General features: G+C 73.9%; 1 protein-coding gene. It reads right to left on the bottom strand.

Translation table 11 applies throughout. The annotated features are described in order from the left end of the window. The coding region (locus BZL64_RS36495; RefSeq protein ID WP_158101586.1) for an AAA family ATPase at window positions 1-575 on the bottom strand (575 nt) is incomplete at both ends.

The raw sequence follows: 575 nt of genomic DNA, 5'->3' as shown, positions 1-575 counted from the left end.
GCGAGCCGGGCCACGGCGGCGAGGAGCCGGTACTCGACGGTGGAGCCGCCCTCGGCGACGATCCGGGCGGCGTTCTGGGCGCTCTCCGGAAGCGCCTCGACGCGGACGAGCAGCAGGTCGCGCAAGGTGTCCGTGAGGCCGGGGCGGCAGCCCTCGTGGGCGGCGACGGCGAGTTCCTCGACGAAGAAGGCGTTGCCGTCGGAGCGTTCGAAGATGTCGTCGACCTGGGCGGGGTCGGGCTCGGCGGCGAGGATGCCGGCGACCTGACGGCCGACCTCGTCGCGGGTGAGACGGGAGAGGTCGAGGCGGTGGACGGTACGCAGCCGGTCGAGCTCGGCGAGCAGGGGGCGCAGCGGGTGGCGCCGGTGGATGTCGTCGGCACGGTAGGTGGCGAGGACGACGAGGCGGCCGGTGCGCAGGGTGCGCAACAGGTAGGAGAGGAGATGGCGGGTGGAGGCGTCGGACCAGTGCAGGTCCTCCAGGGCCACCACGACGGTGCGGTCGGCGGCCACGCGCTCCAGGAGGCGGGCGGTGAGTTCGAAGAGGCGGGCCATGCTCTCCTCGTCGTGCCGGCC

The sequence above is a fragment of the Streptomyces bobili genome (assembly GCF_002154575.1).
Lineage (GTDB): Bacteria > Actinomycetota > Actinomycetes > Streptomycetales > Streptomycetaceae > Streptomyces > Streptomyces bobili.
This window is presented reverse-complemented; position numbering and strand designations above follow the sequence as displayed.